General features: G+C 73.1%; 22 protein-coding genes. 7 read left to right on the forward strand and 15 right to left on the reverse strand.

From position 1 onward, the window contains the following. Window positions 1-105: 105 nt before the first annotated feature. The 3 genes from ABT171_RS08390 to ABT171_RS08400 form a co-directional block, all read right to left on the reverse strand. The gene (locus ABT171_RS08390; protein WP_351241750.1) at window positions 106-1281 is read right to left on the reverse strand and encodes a glycoside hydrolase family 64 protein; all 1176 of its coding nucleotides are present in this window, start codon (window positions 1279-1281) and stop codon (window positions 106-108) included. Between the two features lie 178 nt (window positions 1282-1459). Continuing rightward, entirely contained in the window at window positions 1460-2215 is a 756-nt protein-coding gene (locus ABT171_RS08395) for a dienelactone hydrolase family protein (RefSeq protein ID WP_351241166.1), read from the reverse strand. A gap of 115 nt (window positions 2216-2330) precedes the next feature. Continuing rightward, window positions 2331-2951, reverse strand: coding sequence for an L-threonylcarbamoyladenylate synthase (locus tag ABT171_RS08400; protein ID WP_351241168.1), 621 nt, complete (start codon window positions 2949-2951; stop codon window positions 2331-2333). A 292-nt stretch (window positions 2952-3243) separates the two neighbouring features. On the opposite strand from ABT171_RS08400, the gene ABT171_RS08405 reads away from it, so the two are divergent. Continuing rightward, complete coding sequence (locus tag ABT171_RS08405; protein WP_351241170.1) at window positions 3244-4785, forward strand: helix-turn-helix domain-containing protein; 1542 nt, start codon at window positions 3244-3246, stop codon at window positions 4783-4785. A 181-nt stretch (window positions 4786-4966) separates the two neighbouring features. Here ABT171_RS08405 and ABT171_RS08410 read toward each other — a convergent pair whose 3' ends face one another. The 4 genes from ABT171_RS08410 to ABT171_RS08425 form a co-directional block, all read right to left on the reverse strand. Continuing rightward, window positions 4967-6220 carry a cytochrome P450 family protein gene (locus tag ABT171_RS08410; RefSeq protein WP_351241172.1) on the reverse strand — a complete coding sequence of 418 codons (1254 nt, stop codon included), beginning with the start codon at window positions 6218-6220 and terminating at the stop codon, window positions 4967-4969. 119 nt (window positions 6221-6339) lie between these two features. Next, window positions 6340-7587, reverse strand: coding sequence for a serine hydrolase domain-containing protein (locus tag ABT171_RS08415; protein WP_351241174.1), 1248 nt, complete (start codon window positions 7585-7587; stop codon window positions 6340-6342). A 125-nt stretch (window positions 7588-7712) separates the two neighbouring features. Further along, window positions 7713-8180, reverse strand: coding sequence for a hypothetical protein (locus tag ABT171_RS08420; protein ID WP_351241176.1), 468 nt, complete (start codon window positions 8178-8180; stop codon window positions 7713-7715). A 204-nt stretch (window positions 8181-8384) separates the two neighbouring features. After that, window positions 8385-9491 (reverse strand): PP2C family protein-serine/threonine phosphatase, encoded by a 1107-nt coding sequence (locus ABT171_RS08425; protein ID WP_351241178.1) that lies wholly within the window; start codon window positions 9489-9491, stop codon window positions 8385-8387. 325 nt (window positions 9492-9816) lie between these two features. Here ABT171_RS08425 and ABT171_RS08430 point away from each other — a divergent pair, with 325 nt between their 5' ends. Further along, window positions 9817-10725 (forward strand): GNAT family N-acetyltransferase, encoded by a 909-nt coding sequence (locus ABT171_RS08430; RefSeq protein ID WP_351241180.1) that lies wholly within the window; start codon window positions 9817-9819, stop codon window positions 10723-10725. A gap of 42 nt (window positions 10726-10767) precedes the next feature. Here the strand turns inward: ABT171_RS08430 and ABT171_RS08435 are convergent, their stop codons facing one another. From ABT171_RS08435 to ABT171_RS08450, 4 genes are all read right to left on the reverse strand, one after another. Further along, window positions 10768-11655, reverse strand: a complete 888-nt coding sequence (locus ABT171_RS08435; protein ID WP_351241182.1) for a Gfo/Idh/MocA family protein — start codon at window positions 11653-11655, stop codon at window positions 10768-10770. Between the two features lie 35 nt (window positions 11656-11690). Continuing rightward, window positions 11691-12674: an ATP-grasp ribosomal peptide maturase gene (tgmB, locus tag ABT171_RS08440; RefSeq protein ID WP_351241184.1), complete on the reverse strand. Its 984-nt coding sequence runs from the start codon at window positions 12672-12674 to the stop codon at window positions 11691-11693. 17 nt (window positions 12675-12691) lie between these two features. Further along, the gene (tgmA, locus tag ABT171_RS08445) at window positions 12692-12883 is read right to left on the reverse strand and encodes a putative ATP-grasp-modified RiPP (RefSeq protein ID WP_020938095.1); all 192 of its coding nucleotides are present in this window, start codon (window positions 12881-12883) and stop codon (window positions 12692-12694) included. 127 nt (window positions 12884-13010) lie between these two features. Beyond that, window positions 13011-13886 carry a fructosamine kinase family protein gene (locus ABT171_RS08450; protein ID WP_351241187.1) on the reverse strand — a complete coding sequence of 292 codons (876 nt, stop codon included), beginning with the start codon at window positions 13884-13886 and terminating at the stop codon, window positions 13011-13013. Between the two features lie 188 nt (window positions 13887-14074). Between ABT171_RS08450 and ABT171_RS08455 the strand changes: the two genes are divergently transcribed. Both ABT171_RS08455 and ABT171_RS08460 read left to right on the forward strand, forming a co-directional pair. Next, window positions 14075-14785 carry a cyclodityrosine synthase gene (locus ABT171_RS08455; RefSeq protein WP_351241189.1) on the forward strand — a complete coding sequence of 237 codons (711 nt, stop codon included), beginning with the start codon at window positions 14075-14077 and terminating at the stop codon, window positions 14783-14785. Further along, window positions 14782-15993, forward strand: a complete 1212-nt coding sequence (locus tag ABT171_RS08460; RefSeq protein ID WP_351241191.1) for a cytochrome P450 — start codon at window positions 14782-14784, stop codon at window positions 15991-15993. Before ABT171_RS08455 ends, ABT171_RS08460 begins: the two co-directional genes overlap by 4 nt. A gap of 144 nt (window positions 15994-16137) precedes the next feature. Here ABT171_RS08460 and ABT171_RS08465 read toward each other — a convergent pair whose 3' ends face one another. After that, window positions 16138-17016, reverse strand: a complete 879-nt coding sequence (locus ABT171_RS08465) for an SCO6745 family protein (protein WP_351241193.1) — start codon at window positions 17014-17016, stop codon at window positions 16138-16140. A gap of 294 nt (window positions 17017-17310) precedes the next feature. Between ABT171_RS08465 and ABT171_RS08470 the strand changes: the two genes are divergently transcribed. Both ABT171_RS08470 and ABT171_RS08475 read left to right on the forward strand, forming a co-directional pair. Next, entirely contained in the window at window positions 17311-17892 is a 582-nt protein-coding gene (locus ABT171_RS08470) for a hypothetical protein (protein WP_351241195.1), read from the forward strand. 250 nt (window positions 17893-18142) lie between these two features. Then, entirely contained in the window at window positions 18143-18814 is a 672-nt protein-coding gene (locus tag ABT171_RS08475) for a class F sortase (protein WP_351241197.1), read from the forward strand. 8 nt (window positions 18815-18822) lie between these two features. On the opposite strand, the gene ABT171_RS08480 is transcribed toward ABT171_RS08475, so the two are convergent. Together ABT171_RS08480 and ABT171_RS08485 are read right to left on the reverse strand one after the other, a co-directional pair. After that, window positions 18823-19995 carry a GDSL-type esterase/lipase family protein gene (locus ABT171_RS08480; protein WP_351241199.1) on the reverse strand — a complete coding sequence of 391 codons (1173 nt, stop codon included), beginning with the start codon at window positions 19993-19995 and terminating at the stop codon, window positions 18823-18825. A 19-nt stretch (window positions 19996-20014) separates the two neighbouring features. After that, entirely contained in the window at window positions 20015-20584 is a 570-nt protein-coding gene (locus ABT171_RS08485) for a TetR/AcrR family transcriptional regulator (protein ID WP_351241201.1), read from the reverse strand. Window positions 20585-20701: 117 nt separating this feature from the next. On the opposite strand from ABT171_RS08485, the gene proS reads away from it, so the two are divergent. Beyond that, window positions 20702-22114, forward strand: a complete 1413-nt coding sequence (proS, locus tag ABT171_RS08490; RefSeq protein WP_351241203.1) for a proline--tRNA ligase — start codon at window positions 20702-20704, stop codon at window positions 22112-22114. 246 nt (window positions 22115-22360) lie between these two features. Here proS and ABT171_RS08495 read toward each other — a convergent pair whose 3' ends face one another. Further along, entirely contained in the window at window positions 22361-22711 is a 351-nt protein-coding gene (locus ABT171_RS08495; protein WP_351241205.1) for a winged helix-turn-helix transcriptional regulator, read from the reverse strand. Window positions 22712-22763: the final 52 nt, after the last annotated feature.

Here is a 22763-nt window from a genome sequence, read left to right on the forward strand (position 1 = left end):
CCGCGCTCGCACCCGGTGTGCGCGTGGCACCGCCCTGACGCCCGGCCGGGTCACCCGTCACGGCCCCGCACCGGAGCTGGTGCGGGGGCCGTGGCACGTGTCATGTCAGCCGAGCGGATCCAGCGTCAGATACGCCTGCTGCGGACTGCCGTCGTGGACCAGTGACTCCTGGTTGCCGACGTCGTCGAAGGCGAACGCGTAGGCCTTGCCGTCGGCCATCTGCGCATGGACCGCACGCGCGTACTGGTTCGTCACCGCGTCCTGGTAGAAGCCGGCCGCCGAGGTGTCCGGCTGGTCGGGGTTGACCAGCAGGGTCGAGCGGTTGAAACCGGCGCACAGCGTACGGGAGATGGGGCCGCGCACGTTGTCGTTCGGCGCGTCGAGCAGCTTGTGGCACCCGAAGACGCTGTCCGCGTCCGGCTTCTGGAAGCTGGTGACCACCGCACCCGAGGCGTTGGTGAAGTTCATGACGTTGCCGGAGACCCGGCCGTAGTACTTGGTGTTCGGCTGGTCGGCGAACGGCGTGACGGTCAGCGTCGACGTCGTGTACTTCTGCCAGACCCGGTTGACGTAGTCGTCCATCACGCTCGCCGGAAGGGCCCCGGTCTCCACGCCGTACAGCGGCGACAGGGCGCGCAGCACCGTGCCGTCGGAGCGGGTCTGGACCAGCCCGGACCAGCCGCCCGGCCGGCTCCGCAGCGCGTCGAAGAAGCCCTTGTACCCGCCGGACTTCAGGTGCCCGGTGCTGCTCACACCGCCGTCGGAGCGCTGTACGCCGACCGCGTACGGGGCGGAGAACATGTCCACCTGGGTGCTGTTCAGCCACAGTCCGGAGTCGTTGAGGGTGTACTCGGACCAGTTGAACAGGATGTTCCGGTTGGGGTCGGAGGGGTTCTGCACGGCGGGCTGCACCAGGCCGCCGGTGGCCAGCCGGAAGTCGAGCTTCTGGCCGTAGGAGAAGTAGATCCGGCCGGAGAACTTCGGTATCCGGATGGTCTTCGACTGCCCGGGGGCCGGGCCGGCGATCGCCGCGTCCGGGGCGGGCGTCGGCGGATTGCCGCCCGCCGGCCAGGCGTGGAAGCCGCCGTTCGCGTCGGCCCAGCCCTGCTGACCGGAGGACAGCTGGGTGCCGAGGTCGTAGACGTAGACAGGTTCGGAGCGGCCCGAGTTGTTGGTGATCTTCAGCGGGACGGTGTCCGGTACGGCGGCACCGGCGTGGTCCGGGGTGCCCAGGGCGAGCACTCCGCCGACCAGGGCCGTGGTGGCGGCCAAGGGCAGCATGGGGCGGGTGAGTCGATGTGGCACTCTCTTGCCTCCGTGTGGGGGTCGGGGTCGTACGGATATTGGTCCGTACCTGTTGTGAGAGCGCTCTCAGGCTGGTACTGGTACGCGTTCATGTCAATGCAATGAACAGATCCGCTTGCGGCGCCTGCCGACCGGCAGGCGCCGTGAGCAGGCGTCAGAAGGTCCGCGCGAGCAGGTCCAGCAGGGCCGCCCAGTGCCGCTCGGTGGCCTCGCGGTCGTACGCGGTCGTGTCCGCCTGCGTGTAGCCGTGCCGGGCGCCCGCGTAGACCTCACAGGTGTGCCGGACCCCCGCCTCGGTCAGGGCCTTCTCGAAGCGCTCGATCTGCTCCGGAGGCAGCGAGGGGTCGTTGTCGGCGTGTCCGAGGTACAGCTCCGCGGTGATGCGCGGGGCACCCAGGTGCGGGCTGGTCGGATCGTCGGTGGCGAGCGCGGCTCCGTGGAACCCGGCCGCGGCCGCCACACGGTCCGGATGCGCCGCCGCCGTCCACAGGGCGAGCCGGGCGCCCATGCAGTAGCCGGTGATCCCGACCGGCCCGTCGGCGACCAGCGGGCTGTCGGCCATCCAGCGCAGATAGGCGGCGGAGTCCCGCTCGACCAGGTCCTGGGTGAGCGAGAACACGATCGGGCCGAGCCGCTCCCAGATGGTCGGGTCGGCGCCCGGGTCGATGAACTCCGGCAGCTCGATGACCGGTGCCCGGCCGAGGCGGTAGGTCACGTTGGGCACCAGCACCGTGTAGCCGGCGGCGGCCAGCCGGTCGGCCATCGACCTCAGGTGCGGGCGCAGGCCGTAGGCGTCCATGTAGAACAGCACACCCGGACGGGGACGTCCGTCCGCGGGGTGGACGAGGTAGGCGTCGGCGACGCCGTCCCCGGTCTGGATGTCGAGGTCGGTTCCCTGGACATCGGTCATGGTGAGGAGGCCTCCTTGAAGGGACGGGCGCCGGGCGGCTGTTGCCCCCGGCGCCGGGACTGCGGCCCATGCTGTCACGCAAGATCAGCACCACCGCACCCGGTGGGCCGCACCCTCACTCGAAGCGGCTGGTGTCCCCGGCGCCCCGCCGCACGATCTCCGCCTCGCCGCCGGAGAAGTCGACGACCGTCGTCGGCTCGGTGCCGCATTCACCGGAGTCGACCACCGCGTCCACCGCGTGGTCGAGCCGGTCCTTGATCTCCCAGCCCTGCGTCAGCGGCTCCTCCTCGTCCGGCAGCAGCAGCGTGCTGGACAGCAGCGGCTCGCCCAGTTCGGCCAGCAGCGCCTGGGTGACCACATGGTCGGGAATGCGCACACCCACCGTCTTCTTCTTCGGGTGCAGCAGCTTGCGCGGCACCTCGCGGGTGGCCGGCAGGATGAAGGTGTAGCTGCCGGGCGTGGACGCCTTCACGGCCCGGAACACGTCGTTGTCCACCCGCACGAACTGGCCGAGCTGCGCGAAGTCCCGGCACATCAGGGTGAAGTGGTGCCGGTCGTCCAGATGGCGGATGGAGCGGATCCGGTCCATGCCGTCCCGGCTGCCCAGCCGGCAGCCCAGCGCGTAACAGGAGTCGGTCGGGTATGCGATGAGCGCTTCCGAGCGCACCGCGTCGGCGATCTGCGCGATGCTGCGCGGCTGCGGGTTGTCGGGATGCACGTCGAAGTACTTCGCCACGCGTCGAGCTTATGCCGTCCGCGTGCCCCGCACGCACCCACGCACCCAGGCGCCCCGCGGTGCAACCCGCGAGCTCGACAGGTGGCGGGGTACTGACGTGCGTAATTCCCGCGTTTCCCGGGCATGCGACCCGTACGCCGTCCCGGGCCTCCCCCCGGCTCAGGACGCGACGACTCCGCCGACGGCTCACCCCCCCCGGGCCGTCGGCGGAGTCATGTCCGGCCCGGGAGGGTGACGTGGGGTAGCGTGCGGCGCGTAGGCCCAGGTGAACGCGGAGACGAGAGAGGGGCTCGTGGCCGGCCGACCGGACGACGGCCCGGCGTCCCAGCAGCCGTACGGCGGCGACGACGCCTGGCCCCAGGAGTTGCTCGGCCATCTGCGGCCCGCCGCGCGCGACCCGCGCCGGCTCGTCGCCTGGCTCGCCCGGACCGCGGGCGCGTCGGTGTGTCTCCAGGACGCCCGCGGTGGCCTGCTCGCCGGGGAGCGCCTGCCGCTCGACGACGCCGTCGCGGCCGACGTCACCTCCGGCCGGGTCTCCGCCGCGGCCCTGCAGGACGGCGAACGGCATGTGCGCCTGGTCGGGATACCGCATCCGGGGCCCGGCCCCGCGGCCCGGGCCGTCCTCGCCGTGGCCCGCCCGGCGCCCTTCGACCGGCGCACCGCGGAGATCCTCGGCCACACCGCCGGCGTGCTGGAACTGCTGCTCAGGGAAGAGGAGTTGACCGAATCCGCGCGGCGGCTGCGGCGGGTCACGGCCGATCTGCGGCTGGCGATCCTGCAACTGCTCATGGTGGAGGACACCGTCTCCGCCCGCCGGGTCGCCGCCGGCCTGTGGCCGGGCCTGCTGGAGGAGGACACCGCCCGCGTGTACGTCCTCGAAGGCACCGCCGCCGGACGCGACCGGCTCGCCGACGCGTGCGTGGACGCCACCGACGGCCGGGCGCTCGTCGTGCGCTGCCCCGCGGTGGACGAACACGTCATCGTCGTCGGCCCGTCCCCCGAGGTGGGGCAGCGGCTGCGGTCCCTGCTCGCCGACCGGCCCGGCACCTACCTCGGCGGCAGCCCCCGCATGCGCCTCGCGCTGACCGCCACCGCCTACGGGCAGGCCGTCACCGCGCTCGCCGTGGCCCGCTTCCGCCCCGACCGGGCCGCGGTCTACGCCGCCCGCACCCGCCCCGCCCAGCTCATGGACCCCGCCGCCCTGCGGGCCTGGGCCGCCGCCGTACTGCGCCCGCTCGACACGCTGCCGCACCCTGTGCGCGCGGAACTGCTCGCCACCACCCGGCTGGGCCTGGAGTTCACCGCCGTGAACGCGGCGAAGGTGCTCGGCGTCAGCCGCAACACGGTCCGCGCCCGGATGGACCGGGTGGCCGCACTGCTCGGCGCCGACCTCTCCCGGCCGGCCGCCCGCGCCGTCGTGCACGCCGCCCTTAGCTCCGAGGCCGCCCACGGCCCCTGCGACCCGCACGGCGGCGCGCCCGGTCCGCCGGCCCGGACCCGGCTCACCGCGCTGCTCGACACGACCGCGCTCCGCTCCTGGGCCGAGGGGCTCCTCGGCCGCCTCGACACGGACGGCCGCGACCTGCGCGGCACCCTGCGCGCCTGGACCGCCGCCGACACACACGCCGAGCGCGCCGCCCAGGCACTCGGCGTACACGCCCAGACCGTGCGCGACCGCGTCCGCGCGGCCGAACCCGTCCTGGAGCGCCGGCTGACGGCCGGCGGCACCGACCTGTACGAGGTCGTCCTCGCCCAGCTCGTCACCGGCGAACTGCCCGTGCCCGACCTCGGTGCGACGAACCAGGACCAACCGGACTCGTCTGTGCACCGGTGAGTGCCGTGCGGGCCGCACCGGGCACCGGTGCACTGTCCCGTGCCCGGCAGCGGGGCGTAGCTTCGGCAGGCAGCGGGGCACGACCGGCACGGGGGACCGGTCGCGGCCCCGCGCTCCGGCTCAGGCCCCCAGGGGGTTTCGTCGGGATCAGGTCGGATCAGGCCGTGCCGGACGCCGCTCCTCAGCGGGCAGACGTTGCCTGCCGGGGCCCTGGCAGGACCGGGATCTCCTGCCAGCCGTGCGCGATGAACGACGGCACGTGCCGCAGCTCGCCGGCGTCCACGGCCAGGCGCAGGTCCGGGAACCGGGCGAACAGCGCGGGCAGCGCCGTGAGCGCCTCCAGCCGGGCCAGCGGAGCGCCGATACAGCGGTGCACACCGATCCCGAACGCCAGATGGTCCTCGGCGTCCCGGGCCGCGTCGAAGACGGCCGCCCCGGGGCCGTAGTGCGCGGGGTCCAGGCCCGCGCACGCGTAGGTCGTGATGATCGCGTCACCGGCCGGGATCGTCACGCCCCCCACCTTCAGATCCTCGACGGCGAACCGCAGCGGCAGCGCCGCGACGGACGGATGGACCCGCAGGGTCTCGTCGACCACCGCGCCCCAGCCCACCGCCCCGGAGCGCACCGCCGTCAGCTGCGACGGGTCGGTCAGCAGCGCGACCACCGCGTTGCCGATGAGGTTGACGGTGGTCTCGAACCCCGCCCCGACCACGAGCAGCAGCGTGTGCAGCAACTCCTCGTCCGAGAGCCGGTCGCCGTCCTCGTCGCGGACCCGGATCAGCTCCGTGGTGACGTCGTCGCCCGGATGCGTCCGCCGGTGTGCGATCAGCGCGCCGAACACCGAGCCGATCCGCTCCTGCACGGACGCGGCGAACTCGGGGCCCGGGTCGGAGGTGTCCATGATGTCGGCGATGAGCCGTGCCGCGCCGTGCCGCAACTCGTCCGGCACGCCGAGCAGTTCGCAGATCATGCGCATCGGCAGCGGATGCGCCAGCCCGGCCCGCAGGTCGACCACCCGGCCGTCGGCCGCCTCGGCCGCCAGCGCGTCCAGCAGCTCGCCGGTCAGGGCCGCCACACGCGGTCGCATCGCCTCGGTACGGCGGTGTGTGAAACTCGGTGCGACCAGCTTGCGCAGCCGGGCGTGGTCGGCACCGTAGGTGGAGAGCATGTTGACCACACCCGCCCAGGTCGCCATCCAGCTCCAGGACGGATGCCGGGCCAGCTCCGGCCACAGCCGCCAGTGCAGGCGTGCGTCCTTGCTGACCCGGGGATCGAGGATCAGCTCCTTCAGGCAGTCGTAGCCGGTGGGAGCCCAGGCGGGGATGCCGCCGGGCAGTTCGACCGGTACGACGGGGCCGAGCGCGCGCAGCCGGGCGCTCTGCGCGACGATGTCCGAGCCGAAGGGATCGAGGGCGATGCGGTCGGTGACGGTCACGTCTGCTCTCCTGGGCGAACGGCCCCCGTGCGAGGCGGTCGCCTTCAGTAGACGCCGCCATCGCCGGCCGGCACACCGCGCGGGCACCGCGGAGGTGGGAAACCGGCCGCGTCCGGGTCTCAACCCGTCGGTGAGACTGGCAAGTTGTAGACGTGCGCCGGGGAGATGATCTTCGTGATGGCCTCGCCCAGCACGGTGCTCGGCTCCTGGGACCGATAGCTGGTGTCGGTGTTGAGGAGCACGACGAGCGTGGTCCGTGCGGACGGCAGGTAGACGGTCAGCGACTCGTAGCCGGGCAGCGAGCCGTTGTGGCCGATCCAGCCCCGCACGTCGAAGATGCCGAGGCCGTATCCGGTGCCCTCGATCGAGCCGGTCGACGGCGTGATCAGCCGCTGCTTCTGGGTGGCGGCGGCGACCATCCGCCTCCCGTCCGGGAACTGGCCCGTGGCGACCGTGCGCGCCCAGGTGCGCAGATCGCCGAGCGTCGAGATCATCGCGCCGGCCGCCCAGCCCCACGACGGGTTCCAGTCGGCCGAGTCGGCCTCCTTGCCGTCCGCCGTCTGCCGGGTGTAACCCTGCGCGTGCGGGGCGGGGAACTCGTTGCCGGTCGGGAACAGCGTGTGCTTCATACCGGCCGGGTCGAGGATGTGCCGCGCGATGTAGTCCCCGAGGCGCTGCCCGCTCTCCTTCTCCACCACCAGACCGAGCAGGATGAGGTTGGTGTTGCTGTAGAAGAACTTCCGCCCCGGCTGGAACATCACCGGGTGCTTGAAGGAGTACGCGAGCAGCTGCCGGGGTGTGAAGGGCCGTCGCGGGTCGGAGGTGAGCGCCTTGGCGAAGCCCGGGTCCTCGGAGTAGTTGAACAGCCCGCTGCGCATCTCGGCGAGCTGACGCAACGTGATCCTGTTCCCGTTCGGCACGCCGTCGACGTACCTGCCGATCGGGTCGTCCAGACCGGCCTTCTTCTGGTCCACCAGCTGCAGCAACGCGGTCACGGTGAACGTCTTCGTCTCGCTGCCGATGCGCAGGTACATGTCCGACGCCATCCGCCGGCCCGTGCTCTTGTCGGCGACACCGAACGAGCGGACGTAGTCCGGCCGGCCCGGCGTCCAGACGCCGACGGTCACGCCCGGCACGTTCGCCTCGCGCATCACCTTCCGCACGGCGCCGTCGAGCCGGCGTGCCACGCGGGGGGTCGGGTCGCGGACGGCCGGTCCGGAGGGCGTCGGGCCGGGCTGCCCGGCGGCGAGGGCGGCCGGCACGGGGACCGGGGAGGCCCGGACGGGTCCGGCGGCCACGGGTGCCATCAGCGTCCCCACCGTGACGGCGACCGCGGCCCCCCTCAGCAGACGGCGGGATTGCGGCATGGCCTGACTCCAAGCACGGGAGAGCCGAACGTGCGGTGAGCGGGACGTCGGAGCCCGGACCCTCCCAGCGTAGGAGCGCCCGTTGGGCCCCGCCCGTCGGGCGCACGCCCGGCGCCAGTGCTCCTTCACCGCCCGCGCAGCGGTGCGAGGACGGCGAGGGTGCCGTTGGCCTGCCGCAGAGCGTCCTCCAGGACGCCGGGTGAGTGGAGCGTGCCGGTGCCGTCGGGCGGCACGAGCCACTCCAGGAAGCGCGCGGACCGGTACGGCGGCGGTACGGCGACCCAGGCCCCCTTGGTCGCGTACCGCAGACCTGCCCCCACCCAGCCCCCGGACGGGTCCGGCGGCAGGAAGAACCCGACCCGGCCCGCCGCCGTGTCCACCAGCGCGGGTCCCGGCGCCGGCATCCCGGGCCGCCACAACAGGTCCAGGGTGAGCAGCCCCAGCCGCTCCGGGACGGTCAGCACGTCCCAGAAGCGGCCGGCCTCCAGCAGCGCGACGCCCTCGCCGTGGTCCCACTCCCGTTTGCAGGAGCGCGGGTCCGCAGCCGCCGCGGCCAGCCATTCCACGCCCCGCGTCCACACCGTGTTCGTCATGCACTGCTCCGGGTGTCCTCGCTCGCCCACGCCCGGCGCAGGCAACGACCGTGACCGGGCACTTCGTGTACCTGCACACCAACCCGGCATATGCATGCTCGTAGATATTTCTATCTGGCGGAAGGGGTGGCGCACCCTGGCGTTTGAGACGGGACGTTCGAACCCCGACCGCGGGTTCGCCGGTTGGGGGAGGAGCCGGGGTGATCAGGCGGCCGGCGGCTCGGGTGCCAGCACCAGCATCGTGACGTCGTCCCGGACCGTGTAGCGCAGCCCCATGAGGTCCGCCCACACCACCCCGGGCAGCTCCGGGGACGGGGTACGGGCCAGCGCGGCGAGGCGGGCGGGCAGCGGATAGAAGGCGTCGCCGGCGTCCCGTGCCTCCCACACCCCGTCCGACGCCAGGAACAGCCGGTCGCCCGGTCCGAGCGTCACCGTGGCCTCTTTCGGCGGGTCGACGCCGACCAGCCCGAGCCCCAGCGGCGGTCCCGGCACGACCGTCATCTCCAGGGCCTGCTCCTCGTGCAGCAGCACGGGGGCCGGATGACCGCAGGCCACCACCCGCACCACCCGCCCGTCGGCGGAGAACTCCAGCAGCACCCCGGTGGCGAACAGCTCCGTGTGCCGCACCCCCGCCGAGTCCACCGCCAGCCTGCGGTCCAGCCGCGCGGCGACCGACTCCAGGTCCGGCTGGTCCAGCACCGCCTCCCGGAAAGCGCCCAGCAGCGACACCACCGTGGCGACCGCCGACAGTCCGTGCCCCTGCACGTCGCCCATCACCGCGCGCACCCCGTACGGTCCGTCCCGCACGTCGAAGAAGTCCCCGCCCACCAGCGTCCCGTCCTGCGCGGCCCGGTAGAAACCCGTGCACCCCACGCCCCCGACCCGCCGCGGCAGCAGCGGCATCACAGCCCGCTGCACGGCCTCGCCGATCGCCCGCTCGGTGTCCAGCTGGGCGTCCCGGCGACTGCGGACATACGACACGAACACGCTCAGCGCGGCGACGAACACAATGGTCAGCAGATCGGTGTTGCCGGGGCGGTCGAGATGGGTGGCGGGCACGTTCAGCACCACGACCACCCCGCCGCCGAGGACCGCGGTGGCCAGCGGGCCGTACGACAGGACGGCCAGCGGCGGGATGGCCCCGAGCAGGAAGCCCAGATCGCGCGCGTGGGCGGTGACCGCCGTGGCCGTGCTGACGGCCACGAGCAGCAGCACGGGCAGCACCCGCACCCACCACGGCGGCGGCGCGCCCCGCAGCCAGCCGCGATCCTCCAGGTCCCCACGCGACGACCCGCCGCGCACCCATCGCACATCCCCAAGCTACGCCGCCCTCCCCACCCGGGCCTCCCGCCTCCGGCGGCACCGGGCCTCCCGCCTCCGGCGGCACCGGGCCTGCCGAACGGACGGCGCGGAGGCCTCCCGTCCGGCACGGGCGATGAGCCGACGGCGTCGACGGGCGGTGGACGCCCGGAGGCGGGCGGCATAGCCTGTGCGGGCACGCCCGAGACGGACGGGAGGAGGCGAAGCGTCATGGCCACTGCCAGTCCGCGCTCCCCCCTCCCCGTCACGCGGGTGTGCCAGGCCTGACCGGGAGCGCCGTCCCCGCCGCACCGCGGCACGCAGCCCGGAGGAATCCATGACCACCCCGGTCATCCACACGCTCGACGAGAGCACCGCGCACCTCTTCCACACCATGCCCGACCCGCTGGCGTTCCGGGACAAGCACCGGCGCACCCGCTACCGCCCCGACTGGCAGCGCATCGCCGTACGCGACGGCCGTACCGTGGCCCGCGCCGCCTGGTGGGGCCGCCCCGAGGACCCCGAGCCGCTCGTGATCAACTGGTTCGACGTGGCCGAGGGCGAGGAGGAGGCCGGAGCCGAACTCCTGCGCACGGCACCGTGGCGGACCGGCGAACTCGAACTCGACCTGCCCGCCGGCTGGCGCGCCGACGCCGGGCAGCGGGCCGCCGCCGACGTCCGAGCCGCTGCCGCCCGCGCGGCCGGGTACGCCCCCCTCGTGGAGCGGTTCCTGTACCGCTGGACCCCCGACCGGGGCCTGCCCGAGCGGCCCGGGCGTCTGCTCTTCTCGGGAGAGCCCGACGACGACGTGTTCTTCGGCCTGCTGCGCCGGATCCACTCCGTCACACTCGACGCGCACGCCCGCCGGGCCATCGAGCAGGGCGGACCGGACCGGGCGGCACAGCAGGAGCTGGACGTCTTCCGCTGGTTTCCGTCCCCGCGCGCGTGGTGGCGGATCGCCCGTACGCCCGAGGGCGAGACGGTCGGCATCCACATCCCCGCGCGCAATCCGTCCGGCCCCTGCGTCGGCTTCATCGGCGTCGTGCCCGAGCAGCGGGGCCACGGCTACGCCTACGACCTGCTCGCCGAATGCACCCACTTCCTGGCGGCTCAGGGCGCCGAGTTCATCGCCGCCGCCACCGACCGCACCAACGTCCCCATGGCCGCCCACTTCACCACGGCCGGCTACCCCGTCGTACGGGAGCGCATCAACTTCTGGGCCGACGGCGTCGCCGGCGCCGGGTGACACACCGGACGCCGCCCCTTCCTCCACGGACACCCATCAGTCCTAGGCCCCGGAAGCCGCCAGGCGGGACTCCGCCATGGCGAGGATCTCGGTGACGCGCAGGCCGAACGCGGCGTCACAGGCGTGCGGGCGGCCCGTGCGGGCGGCCCGCACCAGGGCGTCGACGGCGCGGGTGAGCGCGGGGACCGCGCCCTCGGAGCTGCCCGGCATCAGCGCCACGCCCGCCTCGCCACGCAGCTCCACACCGGCCCCGGCCGCCGCCGGTGGCGCCGTCAGGCTCAGCGTGAGCGTGCTCGACGCGCCGGTGGCGTGGTCGAGGACCAGGTGGACGGTGTCCGCGGGCCCGTGCGCCGCCGCCACGACCTGCCGTACGTCACCGAGGACCGGCAGCAGGACCGACAGCGCGTGCGGGCCGACGTCCCACAGCGCGCCCTTCTCCCGCCGCCACGGCGAGGACGCGAACGGGCTGTCGGAGGTGAACACCGCCCCCAGCCACTGCGCACGGGCCGTGAACCAGCCCGCCTCACCCGCCTGTTCCTCGATCCAGGCCTCCGGCTCCTTCTGGAAGCGCGCGGTGAGGAACACCACCGACGCCACCCCGGCCCGCTCCGCCGCCTCCGTGACCGCCCGCCCCTCGGCGACCGACACCCCCAGCGGCTTGTCCAGCAGCAGATGACGGCCCGCCCGAGCCGCCCGCACCGCCAACTCGGCCTGCACGGACGGCGGCAGGGCCACGGCCACCGCGTCCACGTCGGCCAGCAGCGCGTCCACCTCGGCGTACGCGGGGACGTCGTACTGCTCGGCCAGTGCCGTGGCCGCCTGCGGCCGGCGGCCCCACACCCCGGCGAACTCCACGCCGGTGTGCCCGGCGAGGGCGGGGGCGTACGCCGCCCGGGCCCACGGGCCCGTCCCCAGCAGTCCGATACGCATGTGGCGTTCCTTTCTCCCGGCCGATCCCCGCACCCTCAAGATGCTGCGCTCCGGTCGCCCTCCGCACACCTGCGGTCCCGGTCCCCGCCCTCGGCAAGCCACTTGGCGATCGTCGCGGAGATGGGCTGACCTGTGTCCATCTCGACGAACCCGAACTGGCCCGACTGGTTGCATTCCAGGAACCACCAGATCCCGTCCGCGTCCTCCGCGAAGTCGAATGCGCCGTAAGCCAGTTCCGCGCCCCTCATGTACCGCCGCACGCCCTCGGCGACGCGCGGCGGCACGTCCGCGGGCAGCCAGGGAGAGACCGACGGGGCGAAACGGACGTCCACGTCGTCCGGGTGGGCGTCCGGGTCGGCGGGCTTGCGCGCGCCCAGCAGCTGGTCGCCGACGACGGTGAGCCGGATGTCGGCCCGCTTGGTGATCCGCCGCTGCAGCAGCGTCGGACCGAAGGCCACCGCCGAGAAGTCGGTGTCCGGCGCGACCCGGCTGGTCGGCACCGCACGCGGCGGCTCCTGCGGATGCGCACCCGACACCGGCTTGACCACCAGGTCCGGGAAGCGCTCCGCGAACTCCCGCGCCGCCTGCGGGAACGTCGTGATCAGCGTGGCCGGCACCGCCAGGCCGCTGTGCTGTGCGAGGCGCAGCTGCCAGGGCTTGTGGCGGGCGCGGCGGGCCGCGTCCGGATGGTTCATCCAGCGCGCGTCGGTGGCGCGCAGCATGCCGTACAGCGCCTGCGACGACTCCTCCGTCAGCCAGACGGACGGCTGGGCGGCGCGGGCGGCGGCGTCCCCGGGTCTGCGGACCCAGATGGAGCGCAGGCCGTTCATGCTCACCAGGCGCCCGCCGGCGGACAGGTGTCCACGGCAGGCGCCCTGCACGTACTCGCCCGACAGCGCCACCCCGTTGGTGAGGTCGGCGGGGTCCAGCCGGACGACCGGCACACCGGCCTCGCCCAGCCGCAGGACCACCATGTCGGCCGTCACGTCTTCTTCACTGGTCAGGATGAGCACGGTCATCTTCCGGGGCCCGCGGCTCAGTCGTCGAAGTGCGTCTTGGAGCCCGCCGTGGAGGTCGTGGTCCCAAGTGCCCTGAGAGTCGCGTGGTCGGTGGCGGCGATCCGCCCGTCCGGGAGGACGTTCAACTGCAGTCCGGAGTCGTACGCGTACGGAGTGGTGACGTCCAACTGCACGGCGGGGCGTGCGTAGTTGAGCGTGAACGGTTGCATAGTCTCTCCCTGATTCGGCTTTCACGTCCTAATACGAGTCGAACGGGTGATTGGTTTCCTTACGCTCCGTAACCGCAGGTCGGAGAGCGCCCCGGACGGCCGCCCGGGTGAGGAGTCCGGGTCCGCGTCAGGCCGCGAGTGCGCTGCGGGCCACGGTGAGGGCCTGTTCCGCGTATCCGCGCCCGAACAGCACCGCGTGGACCAGCAGCGGGAAGAGCTGGTGCACGCCGACCCGCTCCCGCCAGCCGGCCGCGAGCGGCGCCGCTTCCTCGTAACCGGCGAGCACCCGGTCGAGATACGGGCAGCCGAACAACTGGAGCATCGCCAGGTCGGTCTCCCGGTGGCCGCCGTGCGCGGCCGGGTCGATGAGCCGGACCTCGCCGTCTGCGCCCCACAGCACGTTCCCGTTCCACAGGTCCCCGTGCAGCCGCGCGGGCGGCTCGGCGGGGCCGGCCAGCTGCGGCAGCCGCGCACAGACCCGCTCGAACACGGCCGCCTCGCCCGGGCGCAGCGTGCCGCGGTCGACCGCGGCACGCACATACGGCAGCACGCGGTGCTCGGCGTACCAGCCGGGCCAGTCGGTGCCCGGAGTGTTGCGCAGGGGCGCGAGGCCGATGAACGCGTCCTCGGGGCCGCCCGGCGGCGGCGCTCCGAAATCCGAAGCGCCCGCGGCGTGCAGTGCGGCGAGGGCCTGGCCGAAATGCAGCGCTGCCGCCGGATCCGGGCGCCCGGTCGGTACCCGCTCCGTCACCATCCAGCGTTCGTCGTACCCGAGCACCGCCGGCACCCGGACCGCCTGCGCGGCGGCCAGCCAGCGCAGTCCCGCCACCTCGGCCCGTACGGCGCCCGGCGCATCGCCTCGCTTGACCATCACCGAAGTCCCGCCGTCCAGCGTGACCCGGGCCGGTGACCCGGACGCCGCGGGCGCGCTGGTGACCGCGCGTCCGGTGAGCCGGGACGCCGCCCGCCGCGGGTCCTCGTGATCCTCGTCTCGGTTGACCACGGCCCCAGCCTACGGCGCGCAACAAGGGCCGTCAGTTGGGCACTTCAACCATTACTACGACGGTTTTCAGCCAAACCCCGGCGGTAACTACCCGTGCTGATTCCGTACCGCTAGCGTGAGGGCGCCGCGCAGCCACACCAGGGGCACAGGGCCCCGCCGGGACTAGCGCGCGGCGGAGGATTTCCCCCTTGACCACAGCATCCGTGCTGATGGCCGACGTCTTCGAAGTCCAGCCCTACACCTCCCACTGCGAAGTGATCCTCGGCGAGGGCGCGCACGCCGTGATCGGGGTGTCCCCGGGCAACAGCTACTTCTCGGCCCGTCGCCTGCACGACCTCGCCCGCTGGGGGCTGGACCACTTCGACAGGGTCGACTTCGTCTACACCGACCTGTACGTCGCCGAGATGTACGAGGCCTCCGGCTACCCCCCGGACGAGGCCCGGCGCAAGGCGGTGAAGAACCTGCGCGGAGTGCGCGCCAAGGTCCGTGACGCCGTGTCGGCGGCCGACCCGGAGGGCCTGCGGCTGGACTGGCACCCGATGTCGGAGTTCCGCACCAACCCCGCCTACCAGGGCATCCACCGGCACCTCCAGGCGCGCCTGGCCTCCGACGCGGCCTTCCGGGCCGTGTGCGACACCCTGGTGAATCGTTTCCTCAGTACTCGGGGAAGCACCCCGACCGAGCGGCAGCGCGCCGTGTGCCTGGAGTACGTGTGCGCCGAGGCCCCGCTCTTCCTGGACACCCCCGCCATTCTGAAGGTGCCCTCGTCGCTCAACTGCTACCACCAACTGCTGCCGATGGCCGAGCTGTTGTACTCCCGCGGCGCCGGCCTGCGCGCCTCCCGCAACCAGGGCCACGCCATTGTCACCCCTACCGCCCTGGAAGGAGCCGTGGCATGACCACAGCCCCGGACACCCGCACCGACCACCCGCCGCTGCTCGACTTCCCGTTCTCCTGGGACGGCACCCGGGTCCCCGCCGAGGTCGAGGAGATACGCGCCGCCACCCCCGTACGGCGCGTGCGGACCATCGCCGGCGACGAGGCCTGGCTGGTGTCGTCGTACGAGCTGTGCGCGCAGGTGCTGAAGGACGACCGGTTCTCCCTGAAGGACACCTCCGCCCCCGGCGTGCCCCGGCAGTACGCCCTCACGATCCCGCCCGAGGTCGTGAACAACATGGGCAACATCACCGGTGCCGGGCTGCGCCGGGCGGTGCTGAAGGCGCTCAACCCCAAGTCACCGGGCCTCATGGAGTGGCTGCGCGAGGAGGCGTACCGGCTGGTGGACCGGATGGCGGACGACGGTCCGACGGCCGACCTGCGCGGCGCGTTCTGCGAGCCGTACTCGGCGGGCATGCACTGCCGCATCCTCGGCATCCCGCAGACCGAGGCCCCCGGCTTCCTGCGCAGCCTCGACATCGCCTTCATGAACTCCCCGTGCCCGATCACCGGCGCGAAGATCAACTGGGACCGTGACATCGCCCGGATGGCGGCCCTGCTCGACGATCCGGCGACGCACGGCCTGATGGGCGAACTCGCCGCCCTGCGCGACGACCCCGACTACGCGCACCTCTCCGACGAGATGCTGGCCACCGTCGGCGTCACGATGTTCGGCGCGGGGGTCATCTCCACCTCGGGCTTCCTCTCCATGGCCCTGGTGTACCTGCTCACCCATCCCATCGCCCGCGACCTCCTCCGCGACCGCCCGGACCTCATCGGGCCGGGGGTGGAGGAACTGCTGCGGGTCAACCTCTCCATAGGCGACGCCCTGCCCCGCCTCGCCCTGGAGGACGTCCGGCTCGGCGACGCCGGCATCCGCGCGGGCGAACTCGTCCTGGTACTGGTGGAGGGGGCCAACCTCGACCCGGAGAAGTTCCCCGACCCGCACCGCTTCGACCTCCACCGCGACAACACCGCCGACCACCTCTCCTTCGGCGGCGGCGCCCACTACTGCCCCGCCACCGCGCTCGGCCGCGCACACGCCCGGATCGCCCTGGAGGTCCTCCTCGACCGGTTCCCGGACCTCGCGCTCGCCGTACCGCCCAGCCAACTGGTCTGGCGCACGGGCTTCATGAAGCGGATCCCCGAGCGGCTCCCGGTGACCTGGTAGCCCCCGACACCCCGCCACCCGTACGGCGTCCCCGCCCCGGCACCCCCGGGCGGGGACGCCGGCTGGTCCCTGAGGATTCCCATGGAGGACGGAGGACGGAGGACGGAGGGCGGAGCGCCAGTCGCCAGTCGGCCCGAGGGCGGGTCAGCGGCCGACGCGGTACGAGCCCCGGGTCAGGCCCACCGGATTGCCCGGTGGCAGCAGGCCCGAGCTCTCGACCATGCCCGCCAGCGGGTCCAGCAGCTCGGCCAGGCGTGCGGTGCGCTCGCTGCCGAGCGCGGTCCAGGGTCCTTCGGCCGCCGCGTCCGTGAGCGCCTCCACCTCCACGCGTACGGCCGCCCCGGCCGCGGTGAGCGAGCCGTCGGCCGCGAGCAGTCCCCGCTCGCGCAGCCGCGTCCCCGCTGCCTCCCAGTCCGGCTGCTCCCACTTCCGTGTCTCCCGCAGCAGCGCCCCGTCGGACTCGCCGGCCGCCGCCTTGAGCACCATGGCCTCGACAGGCCCGAGCCCCTGACCCACCAGCACCGCGACATGCGAGTCGCCCCGGTGCTCGCGCAGGGTCGTCAAGCCCTGCCACAGCCGCGCGGTGGGGCGGTCCGGGCGCTCCAGCGCCTGATTTGCGGCGGCCAGTACGCGGCCCGCGGTGTCCGCCGCGGCGGCGGCCTCCCAGGCGAGGTCGGCGGCCTCGGTGAACTCCGCCGAGCCCACGGTGTCCCGCCCGAACAGGCCTGTCATCACCGCGTCCAGGGCATCCTGCCGGGCGGCCAGCACGTCGGTGGGGGCGGCGTACGTCCAGGCGTCCGGCAGCGCGCGGGTCACCCGGGCCGGGTGGAAGACGTAGAAACAGCTCGTCACGACGGACGGGGGAACGGCACCGAGCGGTGCGGCGCGCAGTGCGAAGTACCCCATCCAGAACCCGCGCATCCCGAGCGCGTCCGCCGCCCGGCGCACCTCCGGCGCGAAGTACACGAGATCGTGCACCGGCTCGTACCGCTCCCACAGCTCCCGCGCCATCCCGTCCGCCACCGCTTCCTCCCACCGCGCCGACACTCCGTGCTGTCGGCACCAGCCTGCGTTATGACGGCGGTCATAACAAGAGGGGTGGGTGTCCCGAGCGCCGTCCGGCTCCCGAACACACGGATTCGCCCGGACGGAGGGGTACGCCGAGGGGAAGAGTGGGGCAGACGGGTGGCCCGGTGACCCGGCTGGGCGGCTCGGATGGTGGGAGTCGGAGGGCTCCCTGACGGTGGTTCATGTCGAGGCCGGGTTTATCCAGCTGATGAGGTATCCGCTGCCCGGCCACGGCGGAAGGACATCACTATGCGTTCTGCCCGCATGATTCTGGCGACGGCCGCCGCTACGGCAGCCCTCGCCTTCGCCGCGCCCAGCGCCGCGTTCGCGGTTCCGGCGGGTGGCGACGGAGGCCGGGACGGCTCCTCCCACAGCCAGGGGCGCGACCACGGCTCCGGCGACGACCACGGCGACGACCACGGCGGTGACCGTGGCGACGACTCGGGCCGCGACCACGACAATGATCACGGCGACGACCACGACAAGGGCCGCGGACACGACGAGCCGCGCGGCGGAATGCACACGGGTGGCGGAGCGCTCGCCATGGTGCAGGGCGACGACTGGGGCTCGGACTCGGACTCGGGGCGCGACGACAGCCGGTTCGACCCCGACAGCTACCGGGACGGAGGCAAGGGCGGCGGCCGGGACAGCGGTCGCGGCGGCGGCGACGAGCGAGGCGACGACCACGAGAAGCCGCGCGGCGGTATGCACACCGGCGGCGGCGCGCTTGCCACTCCGAGTGTCACCGCGGGCGGTCTGGCCGTGCTGGGCGTGGGCGCCGCCGGCATGTACGCGCTGCGCCGCAAGAAGGCCGGCCAGCCGGCGTCCTGATCCGACGGCTCGTGACGAGAGGCTGCGGCCGCCGCCGACGCGCCCACCGCGTCGGCGGCCCGCACCCGCGGCGACCGGCCCCTGCGCCCCGCCCCACGCCTGGCGTAGCGCACCCGCCCACCCTGTATGCCGACGCCTGGCACCTCTGACGCGTCCCTTTGCCACGACGGGCCGTGCGCACCGGCGTCCCCTGTCCTGATTCCCCTGTTCTGATTCCCCGTGCTGCCGTGCCCGAGTGAGGTGGTGTCCGATGGCAGCAGATTCCTCCTCTTCGCCCCCCGCGGAACCCCCGGCGGCCGGGCAGAGTTCGGGCCGTGGCGGGCGGCTGACCTTCTGGGGCGTGGCGATCGCGATCATCGCCGTCACCATGTTCGGCGGCCACCACGGCTCGGACGGCACCTCGCAGGCGTCCCGTGCCGCGGGTGCGAGCGCCGCCGCGCCGGCCGATCCGCAGCAGACCGGCCAGGCGCTGCCCCGGTCCGCGCCGACCCGCCTGGTCATCCCGAAGATCTCCGTGGACGCACCCTTCACCACGCTGGACATCGGGGCCTCCGGCCAGCTGGAGCCCCCGCCGGCGGGCGACACCAACCTCGTCGGCTGGTACGCCAAGGGTGTCTCCCCCGGTGAGAAGGGCACCGCCATCATCGCGGGGCACGTCGACACGACGACCTCCGCGGCCGTGTTCGCCGGCCTCGGCGAGCTGCAGCGCGGTGACCGCTTCACCGTGCAGCGCGCCGACGGGAGCGACGCCGAGTTCGTCGTGGACAGCGCCGAGACCTTCGCCAAGGACGCCTTCCCCAGCAAGCGGGTCTACGCCGACGCCCAGCGCCCCGAGGTCCGGCTGATCACCTGTGCGGGGGACTACGACCACGAGGTGCGGGACTACACCGACAACCTCGTCGTCTTCGCCCACCTGGTGTGAACCGGCCCCTACGGCCGGACGGCGGAGTCAGCGAAGGGGCCGCCCGGCCCGAACGCCAGCGCAGCGAACCGTTCGCCGATCCGGCGGTGCGCGGCGGCGTCAGGGTGGAGGCCGTCGGGCAGCGGCAGTTCGGCGAAGTCGGCCTCGCCGTACAGGTCACGGCCGTCGAGGTGGTGCAGACGCGGATCCTCGGCCGACCGCTCGCGCACGATCCGGGCCAGCTCCTCCCGGATGACTTCCAGGGTGAGTTTCCCGCTCGCCGTTTCCGCCGGGTCCCCGGCCGCCCGGAACCGCAGCCGCCCCTCGCTCAGGGCGGAGAAGTCCGGGAGGGTGGGGCCCGGCGTGTCCTCGTGGAGGGGGCACAGGATCGGCGAGACGACGAGCAGCGGGGTGTCCGGGTGGCCGTCGCGCACGGTGTCGAGGAAGCCGTGGACGGCGGGGCCGAACGCACGCCGCCGCATCAGGTCGGCGTTGACGACATTGATGCCGAGCTTGACGCTGATCAGGTCGGCGGGCGTGTCGCGCAGGGCGCGCGCGGTGAACGGGTCGAGCAGGGCGCTGCCGCTCAGCCCCAGATTGACCAGTTCCGCACCGCCCAGGGACGCGCCGAGCGCGGGCCAGGTGGTGGTCGGGCTCGCCGCGTCCGAGCCGTGACTGATGGAACTGCCGTGGTGCAGCCACACCCTGCCGCGCCGCTCCGGTGCGGGTTCGACGGGCGCGTCGGTGCGCAGGGCGACGAGTTCGGTCGTCTCGTTGTGCGGCAGCCAGATCTCCACGACCTTGGCGGCGCCGGACAGCCCGGTGAAGCGCACGGTGCCGACGGGGCCCGGCCGGTGTGCGGCGGTTCCGGCGGCCATGTCGATCGTGAGCGTGTTGCCGCCGGCGACCCGGCCGCTGCCGGCCGGTCGTCCGTCGACGAGGAGGTCGTACACGCCGTCCGGGCGGGGCGGTGCGCCGACGTAGGTCCGCTTGGTGGGCAGGGTGTCCAGCTCGATGGTGGTCGCGCGGGTGCGGAAGACCAGTCGTACGCCGGCGGGCTGGGACTCCGCCATGGCCAGCTGCGGATCGGCGCACTGCGCGCGGGCGCGGGCCGGCAACCGGTGCGGCAGCAGGCCGTGGGCGGTGCGCTCCAGGTCGAGGGCGCCGCGGACGAGTTCGGCGGTCAGGGGCGTGGTGTGCATCATCTGGGCGTGTCCAGGGTCAGGGGGCGGGCCAGTTGCGCAGCAGGGAGTCGAGGGCGTCCACGATCCGCGTCCAGGACTCCTGTGAGTCGGGGGCGCTGTGGCTGAATCCGCCGGCCGCCTCCAGGCTGACGTAGCCGTGGAAGACGCTGCCGAGGAGGCGGACCGCGTGGGTCTGGTCGGGCTCGGCCAGGTCGTAGCCGCGCAGGACGGCCCGGGTCAGCTGTGCGTGCCGGGCCCCGGCGCTCGCGGCGGCCGTCTCCGGGTCCAGCGGGTGCCGGGCGGCCGTGTAGCGGCCGGGGTGTTCGCGGGCGTAGTCGCGGTAGACGTCCGCGAAGGCGCCGAGGGCGTCCTTGCCGGACCGGCCGGCAAGAGCGTCGGCGGCACGGTCGGCCAGTTCCTCCAGGGCGAGCAGCGCGATCCGCGTCTTCAGATCCCGGGAGTTCCTCAGGTGTGAGTACAGGCTCGCGACCTTGACGTCGAACCGCCGGGCCACTGCCGACACGGTCACCTGGTCGAAGCCGACCTCGTCGGCGAGTTCCGCGCCGGCCCGGACCAGACGCTCGGTGGTCAGTCCCGCGCGCGCCATCAGATGTCTCCCCTCTGCCAAAAGCTATTATGAAGTTACCTAAAAGCTTTAGGAAGGCCCTGGCAGGGCCCTTAATTGGTTAGCGGGTCGCGATGACCGGCACCTAACCTGCCGGGCATGGCGAAAGCACCCGTTCTCACACCCCGCGCGGAGGACTTCCCGCGCTGGTACCAGGACCTGATCGGCAAGGCTGAGCTGGCCGACAACGGCCCGGTGCGTGGCACCATGGTCATCCGACCGTACGGGTACGGCCTGTGGGAGCGGATGCAGCAGGAGATGGACGCCCGGATCAAGGAGACGGGCGCGCAGAACGCGTACTTCCCGCTCCTCATCCCGCAGTCGTACCTGACGAAGGAGGCCGAGCACGTCGAGGGGTTCGCGCCCGAGCTGGCCGTCGTGACCCACGGGGGCGGCAAGGAGCTGGAGGAGCCCGTCGTGGTCCGCCCCACCTCCGAGACGATCGTCAACGAGTACTTCTCGAAATGGGTGCAGAGCTACCGGGATCTGCCGCTGCTGATCAACCAGTGGGCGAACGTGGTGCGCTGGGAGCTGCGCCCGCGGGTGTTCCTGCGCACCACGGAGTTCCTGTGGCAGGAGGGACACACCGCGCACGCCACGTACGAGGAGGCGCGTGCCTTCGCGGCGCGCATCCAGAGCGAGGTCTACGGCGACTTCCTGAAGAACGTCCTCGCGGCGGACCACGTCTCCGGCCGCAAGACGGTCAAGGAGCGCTTCGCGGGCGCCGTCAACACACTCACGCTGGAAAGCATGATGGGCGACGGCAAGGCCCTCCAGATGGTCACCAGCCATGAGCTGGGGCAGAACTTCGCGAGGGCGTTCCACACCCGTTATCTGTCCAGGGACGGTTCGCAGGAATACGTCTGGCAGACCTCCTGGGGATCCACCACGCGGATGGTCGGAGCACTGGTGATGATGCACGGGGACGACGACGGGCTGCGCGTCCCGCCCCGGCTGGCCACGGTCCAGGCGGTGGTGCTCGCCGTCAAGGACGACGCGGCGGTCCTGGCCCGGGTCCACGCGATCGGTGAACGGCTCAGGGAGGCGGGTGTCCGGGTCCGCGTCGACGACCGCACGGACGTGCCGTTCGGCCGGCGCGCGGTCGACTGGGAGCTGAAGGGCGTGCCCGTACGGATCGAGGTGGGGCCCCGCGACCTGGAGAACGGCACCGCCGTGCTGGTCCGCCGGATCCCGGGCACCAAGGAGCCCGTCACGGCCGAGGCGCTGCCCGCGCTGCTGCCCGGGATGCTGGAGGACGACCAGGCGCTGCTGCTGGAGCAGTCCCGCCGGCGCCGCGAGGACCGCACGGTCGAGGTGACCACGGTGGAGGAGGCCGCGGAGGCCGCGAGCACCGGCTGGGCCCGCGTCCCCTGGGCCACGCTGGGCCCGGAGGGCGAGGCGAGGCTCGCCGAGCAGGGCGTGTCGGTGCGGTGCCTGGTCGCGGCGGACGGTTCGGTCCCGGAGAGCGACGACCAGCCGGGGAACGTGGCGGTCGTGGGACGGGCGTACTGACGGAAGCGGGCGCTTCCGCCGTCGCGGGAGGGGCGCCCGCCCAGAGGCGGAGGGCCGGTCCACCGACCGGCCCTCCTGCGCAAGTCACACCCGCGTCGAAGGATGTGGCCCGGCAGGGCCGACCTCGACACCTGGCATACCCACTTTTTTGTGCGTACTTGGCAGCCGCCGCCCGGCCGGGAGAGGCTGTTCTCCGAGGTCAGGGACCACGGCGACGGCACGGGAGGAGGTGACAGCAGCAGTGCGTCAGGACGCCGCCCCGCGTGCGCGGAGCCGTTCCACATGGCCGTGCCCCCACTCGGACACAGGGCCCAGGGCCTGGGACAGGTCTCGGCCGAAACCGGTCAGCGTGTACTCGGTCTTCGGCGGCAGCACGTCGTACACCTCACGGTGCACCAGGCCGTCCTCCTCCATCTCGCGCAGCGCCTGAGTCAGCACCTTCTCGCTCAACCCCGGCAGCCGGCGCCGCAGTTCGCCGGGCCGGAGCGGACCGGACTCCAGCAGCCACAGCAGCGACGTCTTCCACTTGCCGTCGATCACGGCGATCGCGGCGGTCACCCCGCAGACGTTCGTGTCCTGTGCGCGACTGCGTGTCATCTGCGTCCTCTTCTGTTCCTCGTCAGGCCGTACGGCCACAATCCTTTGCATG

This window comes from Streptomyces sp. NPDC001851, from assembly GCF_040297165.1.
Taxonomy (GTDB): domain Bacteria; phylum Actinomycetota; class Actinomycetes; order Streptomycetales; family Streptomycetaceae; genus Streptomyces.

What these genes read in the sequence shown, in the direction of transcription:
- ABT171_RS08390 (WP_351241750.1), bottom strand. Translation starts at nt 1,281, where the DNA reads ATGCTGCCCTTGGCCGCCACCACGGCCCTGGTCGGCGGAGTGCTCGCC.
- ABT171_RS08395 (WP_351241166.1), bottom strand. Translation starts at nt 2,215, where the DNA reads ATGACCGATGTCCAGGGAACCGACCTCGACATCCAGACCGGGGACGGC.
- ABT171_RS08415 (WP_351241174.1), bottom strand. Translation starts at nt 7,587, where the DNA reads ATGCCGCAATCCCGCCGTCTGCTGAGGGGGGCCGCGGTCGCCGTCACG.
- ABT171_RS08420 (WP_351241176.1), bottom strand. Translation starts at nt 8,180, where the DNA reads ATGACGAACACGGTGTGGACGCGGGGCGTGGAATGGCTGGCCGCGGCG.
- ABT171_RS08430 (WP_351241180.1), top strand. Translation starts at nt 9,817, where the DNA reads ATGACCACCCCGGTCATCCACACGCTCGACGAGAGCACCGCGCACCTC.
- ABT171_RS08435 (WP_351241182.1), bottom strand. Translation starts at nt 11,655, where the DNA reads ATGCGTATCGGACTGCTGGGGACGGGCCCGTGGGCCCGGGCGGCGTAC.
- tgmB (WP_351241184.1), bottom strand. Translation starts at nt 12,674, where the DNA reads ATGACCGTGCTCATCCTGACCAGTGAAGAAGACGTGACGGCCGACATG.
- tgmA (WP_020938095.1), bottom strand. Translation starts at nt 12,883, where the DNA reads ATGCAACCGTTCACGCTCAACTACGCACGCCCCGCCGTGCAGTTGGAC.
- ABT171_RS08460 (WP_351241191.1), top strand. Translation starts at nt 14,782, where the DNA reads ATGACCACAGCCCCGGACACCCGCACCGACCACCCGCCGCTGCTCGAC.
- ABT171_RS08470 (WP_351241195.1), top strand. Translation starts at nt 17,311, where the DNA reads ATGCGTTCTGCCCGCATGATTCTGGCGACGGCCGCCGCTACGGCAGCC.
- ABT171_RS08475 (WP_351241197.1), top strand. Translation starts at nt 18,143, where the DNA reads ATGGCAGCAGATTCCTCCTCTTCGCCCCCCGCGGAACCCCCGGCGGCC.
- ABT171_RS08480 (WP_351241199.1), bottom strand. Translation starts at nt 19,995, where the DNA reads ATGCACACCACGCCCCTGACCGCCGAACTCGTCCGCGGCGCCCTCGAC.
- ABT171_RS08485 (WP_351241201.1), bottom strand. Translation starts at nt 20,584, where the DNA reads ATGGCGCGCGCGGGACTGACCACCGAGCGTCTGGTCCGGGCCGGCGCG.
- proS (WP_351241203.1), top strand. Translation starts at nt 20,702, where the DNA reads ATGGCGAAAGCACCCGTTCTCACACCCCGCGCGGAGGACTTCCCGCGC.
- ABT171_RS08495 (WP_351241205.1), bottom strand. Translation starts at nt 22,711, where the DNA reads ATGACACGCAGTCGCGCACAGGACACGAACGTCTGCGGGGTGACCGCC.